The sequence below is a fragment of the Vibrio sp. MM46 genome (assembly GCF_027587135.1).
GTDB classification, from domain to species: Bacteria; Pseudomonadota; Gammaproteobacteria; order Enterobacterales; family Vibrionaceae; genus Vibrio; species Vibrio harveyi.
The window spans coordinates 1-6,463 of the sequence record NZ_JAPPTO010000051.1 but is presented as its reverse complement, the minus strand read 5'-3'; the positions used below and the strand labels follow the sequence as shown (position 1 = coordinate 6,463).

Annotated in this window: 8 protein-coding genes; 6 read left to right on the top strand and 2 right to left on the bottom strand. The window is 39.3% G+C overall.

The features are described 5' to 3' along the window. The first annotated feature begins 36 nt into the window (after positions 1–36). The gene (locus OH459_RS27355) at positions 37–591 is read left to right on the top strand and encodes a hypothetical protein (protein ID WP_269989675.1); all 555 of its coding nucleotides are present in this window, start codon (positions 37–39) and stop codon (positions 589–591) included. Positions 592–744: 153 nt separating this feature from the next. On the opposite strand, the gene OH459_RS27350 is transcribed toward OH459_RS27355, so the two are convergent. Together OH459_RS27350 and OH459_RS27345 are read right to left on the bottom strand one after the other, a co-directional pair. After that, on the bottom strand, positions 745–1,506 hold the full coding sequence (locus tag OH459_RS27350) for a hypothetical protein (RefSeq protein ID WP_269989673.1): 762 nt from the start codon (positions 1,504–1,506) through the stop codon (positions 745–747). After that, positions 1,503–2,069: a ComF family protein gene (locus OH459_RS27345; RefSeq protein WP_049538606.1), complete on the bottom strand. Its 567-nt coding sequence runs from the start codon at positions 2,067–2,069 to the stop codon at positions 1,503–1,505. The genes OH459_RS27350 and OH459_RS27345 overlap by 4 nt, the downstream gene beginning before the upstream one ends. Positions 2,070–2,293: 224 nt before the next feature. Between OH459_RS27345 and OH459_RS27335 the strand changes: the two genes are divergently transcribed. From OH459_RS27335 to OH459_RS27305, 5 genes are all read left to right on the top strand, one after another. Continuing rightward, positions 2,294–3,277 (top strand): hypothetical protein, encoded by a 984-nt coding sequence (locus tag OH459_RS27335; protein ID WP_269989669.1) that lies wholly within the window; start codon positions 2,294–2,296, stop codon positions 3,275–3,277. A gap of 721 nt (positions 3,278–3,998) precedes the next feature. Beyond that, the gene (locus tag OH459_RS27325) at positions 3,999–4,481 is read left to right on the top strand and encodes a superinfection exclusion B family protein (RefSeq protein WP_004748939.1); all 483 of its coding nucleotides are present in this window, start codon (positions 3,999–4,001) and stop codon (positions 4,479–4,481) included. Positions 4,482–4,642: 161 nt separating this feature from the next. Then, entirely contained in the window at positions 4,643–5,077 is a 435-nt protein-coding gene (locus OH459_RS27315) for a GNAT family N-acetyltransferase (RefSeq protein WP_269989666.1), read from the top strand. Positions 5,078–5,189: 112 nt separating this feature from the next. After that, positions 5,190–5,723, top strand: a complete 534-nt coding sequence (locus OH459_RS27310) for an SMI1/KNR4 family protein (RefSeq protein ID WP_269989664.1) — start codon at positions 5,190–5,192, stop codon at positions 5,721–5,723. 169 nt (positions 5,724–5,892) lie between these two features. After that, positions 5,893–6,351 (top strand): hypothetical protein, encoded by a 459-nt coding sequence (locus tag OH459_RS27305; RefSeq protein ID WP_269989662.1) that lies wholly within the window; start codon positions 5,893–5,895, stop codon positions 6,349–6,351. The last annotated feature ends 112 nt before the right edge of the window (positions 6,352–6,463 follow it).

Genomic DNA, 6,463 nt, shown 5'->3' with positions numbered 1-6,463 from the left:
GGCATCAGCAGGCAGTTAAAAAATCGGGAGTCGTAAGTGGATTTTAGTAAAGCATTACCCATTAATAAGCCAGCACTTTGGCAATTACAGCAAGAACTAATGTCAGAAGCTGAAGCATTATTTGGCACAAGGGATGAATCTAAAGTTATCTATCAACCTGACTGGTATGTTGATGGACCTCATATTCGATATTCTGCAAATAAAGATGGTGCTTTTGCTGAGCTAAGTTTTGCTGCTCAAACAAACTGGCGTTTAGCGGTATACCAATTAGCACATGAAACAGTGCATTTACTTGATCAGCATGGTGGGCAGCAAACCATACTTTTAGAGGAGGGGGCTGCTGTAAGGTTCTCATTAGATATGATGGATAAATACGGATTTAGCACCGCAGGTTTGCCGTCAATTCGCACGTACCGAGAAGCTCTTTTTCTTTTTAATAGCTTAGGTGTAGAACCTTATAAGATAATGAAAAATTGTAGGGTTGGCTCTCTTGAATTTAATGGCATTGATAGTGCTGTATTAAAAAGTGAAACCAAAGGGTTAACTTCTGCCGACATCTTCAAGATGCTGTCAAAACCTAAGATGCGATAAGTGGTTAATAAATGCCTAACAAAGCATTTAAGAGTGATTCCCAACGCTTGGCATTTTTCATTCCATCGTTGGGTTTTGTGTTTACGGTGGTATGGTTGAGTTTCGTGGATGCGTTGCTCACACCTTAATGCGGCGTTATGCCACCGCTACTCATTAACCCCTTAAGCTACCATAACCCCCATTTCGACCTTTAGGTTTAAATCTATTGACCAACAGTTCTACTAGCTCATACTTGAACCTTACACCTGAATGTTTACCACGATGAGTAATATCAAACGAGTAGGTCTCACTGGCACTTTTGTAAGTTGATTTACTTCCCTCTGGCACTTTCAGTACGTACTTTTGCTCGACAAGAAAACTGTTTAACTGTTTTACAGTATCAAACTCTTTTACTCCCTTTGTATAGAGCAACTCTAATAGTTCAGTGGCTGTCAATCCGTTCGAGTTGTGGTAAATACGAGTAATACTGTCAATACTTATATCGTTAATAGGTTGCTCAGTGCGTGTTGAGAATACTCTTACTTTTTTATTACATTTTAAAGCTCTGATTATGTTGTTGTAAGAGCCTTTGCTTTGTTCATCCCAAACAACAAAACTAATATCCGAGTCGGCAGTCATTTGTTCATCTTTATAAGTCTGCCTTTTTCGTTCACTTTTGACACCATCTGGAGTTGTGACTTGCTTAAACTTGAAGCTATTCACAAAGTTCCTCGGAGTATCGTTTACAGAATATACAGTTACATTTATGAACCCAATTTTCTCGCAATAACTTTGAAGTAGTGAATCAAACCCAGCAGCATCACCAACTAAAATCTCGAACTCTTTGATTTCGTTTATCTGATTGATGCTTTCAATGATACGTTCAGGTAAACGCTTGATACTAATTGAACCAGAAAAGAAAACGCTACCCATCATCTATGTACCCTTGTTTTAGTTAATGTAACAACATAAACGTCATTTACAGACCCTTGATTGTACATCGTCTTGGTCAACTCTTTAAGAGTTGAGCCAGATCTGAATAAGTCATCAATAATCAGAACTTTTTTGTTTCTGTATCGTTGATCGACATTAAATGCGCCTTGTAATAAATTGCTACGTTGTTGTGGGCATTCGATTGATTTTAGTTGAGCTGTGTTTTTTACTTTTTGTAGGTATGTTGGATCGTAAGTAACTCCCAAGCGATTCGCGACTTGTTGAGCTATCGCATAAACTGGTTGTAGTGGTCTAACTTTTGAAGCCGGCGCAGGCACGATTGCAGATAGGTATCGTGTAACATATCTAGTTTGCATAAATGCAACCAACTCATCGGCTAATTGCTTAATGTACTGCGTTTCATTATGGTATTTTAGTCTGTTTAAGGCATGACCTGTTGCAGAATATGTATTTTCGAAACTTCCATTTTCTAACATTACACTTTTAGTTGTGTGTAATTGCAAAGCCCAGCCAGCTTTCCAGTTTCCTTCAATATCATATGGCATAAAAATTACCTTCAACATTATGTCTCGGCAGTATTGCATACGTTAAATGTTGCTTCTTTGATTTACATCAAGCGCACTTAGTGGCATAACAAACTGTTTAAGAGTGATTCGCAACGCGTGGCATTTTTACTATGCGTTGGTTTTAGTGTTTAAGGTGGTATGCGGTAGCTTCGGTATTGCGTTGCTCACACCTTAACAGGGCGTTAGAAACGAGGAGTATAAATTTGAGTACGAGTGTAAAGAGTTTAGTATTTTCCTTACTTAGAGAAAATCAAGTGAGAACTCGTGATACATCGATCTTCAAAAATTATAAACATAACAAGGATCTAGTCCCCAAGTTTTCGGATAATTTAAACTGTTTGCTTGAACTTTGTGGGACGTATCGTCATGCATCTTATGATATTCAAGGTGTACGAGACAAAGGTGTTGATATCTTGGTTAAATACGAAAATGAAGAGGGTGAAACTAAAAGAATTGGTGTTCAAATAAAGTCGTTTGATGATATCAATGAAAAAGACTGGCTATCTAAACTGAAAGCGCAAACATTTGAAGCTACGAGTTCATACACTCTACAAGACTTTTATGTAGTGTTTTGTACCGATGAAAACATACACAGAAACAAAATGCGTAACGCTAAAGCAGACTTGGTTGATATCCCATCAATTCATGTTGTTGAGCCAGATAAAGCTCTTAACTTTTTTGAGCTGTCTTCGGTTGAAATTATGGCTAGAGTACAAGACGCATATAGACAAGGTGATAAAGTAATTGAAGATGCAAGAGATTACTTTTATGAAAGAAGCCTTTTTGAAGCGTGTGTAATAATTGACATAGCTATTGATTCAATTATTGATGGCATAACCACAATCGATAGTGCTGAACTTATAAATGGGCATTTAGTTTGTAAATATTTAGATCGTTACAATGTGGTGCCATATTCTGTCTATTTGAATGAAAGCATTTGTGTGTCGGAAGTTTCAGAATATGTAATTGAGCCTGATGAGATCTTCGTCCAAGTAATGGATGAGTTCAGTTATTCTGTGTATGAAGAGCCTAAATTTGAACCTTCCGAGTGCTCAGCTTTGGCAGCGCTTGTTTGGGACGTCATGGTTCGATATAGCTCTGATACTGATGTAATTAAAGAGTATGTTATGCATCAACTGCTTAGTGACAAAGTTGAATTTGCTGAATCGTTTCTATTACTCGATTAGGCGTCTGAAAAACGTTTCTAACAAAGCATTTAAGAGTGATTCCCAACGCTTGGCATTTTTCATTCCCTCGTGGGGTTTAGTGTTTACGGTGGTCTGGTTGAGTCTCGTGGTAGCGTTGCTCACACCTTAATGCGGCGTTAGTACGGGTTTGACATCAAAGGTCATAAATTTTGGTGTTTATCTGTTTTGGCGCTCGTATTTACACCTTTCAGCTAGTGCCTTTCACGTTCTTTCCGGTGGCACTATATGCGAAGTGTTCGCTTTGATTTCATCGTTTACGGCTTCTAACTCTTATCCTATTTCTTTGGTGCTTCTTCATTTTCGTGGTGGTTTTTGAGAGAACCTTGATCACTTTTGTTGTGGCTGTTGAAGTACGAGGAAAGAATCCTTTTCTAATTTGAAGCAAGTGAAAGTAGGGCAGTTCAGTGCGTTTTTCTTCTAGCCAACTTTCGTCTTTCAATCGGGGTAAAGTTTTGTAGCTGCCCGTCTCACTTCAGTGTTCAAAGCCTTTCATATCATCTCAGTTTTCAATATCTTGGAGCGCATAAATAGAAGTAGCGTATGTACTAACAAATTGCTTAAGAGTGATTCGTAACGCGTGGCATTTTTACTTTGCGGTGGCTTATGTGATTAAGGCGCTGTGCGGTAGCTTTTGTATTGCGTTACTCACACCTTAGCAAGGCGTTAGTGAGCTTCGATCGATTTGATATTAGAGATTTAAATGGAAACGTTAGAAAAGTGGGCTGAGCGTATATATTCCGAGAGCGATTTTGGTCGAGGGGTTGCTACATCAATTTCCGGTGCAATTGGCTTATCAACATACCTGTTCTTCAATGATTGGGTTATTGCATTGTTTAGCGTAATGATTTCTTTCCCGATCATACGAATTGCAGCTTCTAGTTCTTACAAATGGAATCAAGACCGAGCGCAGCAAAAGTCAATTGAGCGAGCGCTAGAGTGTACGTTTAACGGGCTCACTGAGCATGAAAAACTAGTGGTTGCCGCATTTGTTGATGCAGGGGGGACAACCCTTACGTTTTCGCAAATAAACCGACTTGATCTCTCGAGTGCTGCCATCGAATCATTGGTTCAAAGAGAACTACTTTGGACCTCAGTTATGTCTGACGGTATGACTGAAAGTTTCGTATTAGATATGGCGTTGTTTGACAAAGCATTAAGTGCAACAAATGAGTCCGCTCACTAACAAACTGTTCAAGAGGGATTCGCAACGCGTGGCATTTTCACTATGCGTTGGTTTTAGTGTTTAAGGTGGTATGCGGCGGCTTCGGTATTGCGTTGCTCACCCCTTAACAGGGCGTTATGCGGTCTCTCAAAATTGAGCTTAAGCATCAAGGAGGGCTTTAAGTGAAAGGATATAAGATAAGTACAAATAATGATGAGCTAGATCTTGAAGTCGTCTATCGTTTCATTTCAACAAGTTACTGGGCACAAGGTATTCCTCGAGCTACTTTGATAAAAGCAGTATCGAACTCATTTTGTTTCGGTGTCTTTGACAGTACAGGCTCTCAAGTTGGTTTTGCTCGCTTAATCACTGACAAAGCAACTTTTGCGTACTTAGCTGACGTTTTCATCTTAGAATCTCACCGAGGAAAAGGGTTGAGCAAGTGGTTAATCCAATCAATAGTTGAACACACTGAATTACAAGGGCTAAGACGCATGGTTTTAGCGACTAAAGATGCTCATGGGTTGTATGCACAATATGGTTTTAAATCCATTGAAAACCCAGAGATGTTAATGCAAATTTGGCAACCAAACATTTACCGTGAACCAACCGCATAACAAGGCGCTTAAGACGGATTCGCAAACGCGTGCTGAACTCGCTTCGCTCAAACATAGCACACGTTCGCTCACCGCTTAGCTTAGCGTTAGGTGAGTTGACAAGGAGTACCAAATGAAGTGCAGTCACTGTTCATCTACTTTAGAGAACCCAGATGTAATCAATAGTACTGCATATTTTGTATGTGGTGATTGCGGTGAGGTTTTAGAAGTTGAAAACTACAAACAGCTATCGCTAGAGGACTCGATCAAGCTCTTTGAATCAGAATTTGGTTACTCGCTACCCTTAAGTTTCACGAAGGTGATAGGCAAGAAAAACTCTTTGTCTATTGCTTTACCTGAGGCAATGACAAAGATGACGAAACTGTATTTTCAGGATGGAATCTACGACTTTCGGGGTTTTCCAACTGCTGACCCAAATAGCTTGGAAAGACTCTCCATATTTGACACATTATATTTAGTTAAAGAGTGGGAACTACCAAAGGAATTGCTACTAATTGATGGTGATGGTCACACATGGATTGCGTTGGATTATCGTCTAAACCACAGTAATCCAAGAGTTATTGTTATCGAAGCAGAAACTAATGAATATTTGGTAGTCGCAGATAGTTTCAGTGATTTTTTAGATAAACTGGAACCCAGTGAGTAAACACCTAACAAAGCGTTTAAGACAGATTCCCAACGCATGGCATTTTTAGTGTTAATGGTTGGGTTTTGTGTTTATGGTGGTAATGTTAAGTTTAGTGGTAGCGTTGCTCACTACTTAACGCGGCGTTATGTGACTCGTTGAACTGTGGAATTATTAATAAGAGTTAATTATGGAAATAGAAGTTTTCATCAAGCTAGCTGCATCACTTGCAGGTTTGATTATGGCTATAGCGAAGTTCAAAGAGGTTCATAGAAATTCTCATAAAGAACTTATGGAACATATCAAAGTCCAAGAACAACTTCCTGAAAACTCGAAGCATTATGGCAATGTATCTGCTCGAATTGACATGCTACTTTCAAGGATGTACCCCGATCCGAGAGTTGAAGTCGCTGAAATATCATACGAAGATAACACACCAGTTAAACGAGACTGGAAGAAAGTCAAAGAGATGTTGTTTATGTCACTTGCGTCATTCGTACTGTTTTCTTGGTGGACTCTTTGGATATTAACAACAAAATTATCATTCTGGGTCTTACTCACTGGACTGATGTGCGTGACAAGTTTCGCTTTATTTAAAGCTGCTGTAGAAGCTTGCCTCACAGAGATAAATAGGAAAAACGTCACATAACAAAGCGTTTAAGACAGATTCGCAACGCTTGGCATTTTCGGTTTACTTTGAATTTAGTGTTTACGGCACAATGGTTTAGGTAAGGTGGTCGGCGTCGCTCACTACTTAACGC

Excerpts from the sequence above, each read along its gene's own strand:
- OH459_RS27345 (WP_049538606.1), bottom strand. The coding sequence starts at position 2,069 with ATGCCATATGATATTGAAGGAAACTGGAAAGCTGGCTGGGCTTTGCAA.
- OH459_RS27325 (WP_004748939.1), top strand. The coding sequence starts at position 3,999 with ATGGAAACGTTAGAAAAGTGGGCTGAGCGTATATATTCCGAGAGCGAT.
- OH459_RS27305 (WP_269989662.1), top strand. The coding sequence starts at position 5,893 with ATGGAAATAGAAGTTTTCATCAAGCTAGCTGCATCACTTGCAGGTTTG.
- OH459_RS27350 (WP_269989673.1), bottom strand. The coding sequence starts at position 1,506 with ATGATGGGTAGCGTTTTCTTTTCTGGTTCAATTAGTATCAAGCGTTTA.
- OH459_RS27310 (WP_269989664.1), top strand. The coding sequence starts at position 5,190 with ATGAAGTGCAGTCACTGTTCATCTACTTTAGAGAACCCAGATGTAATC.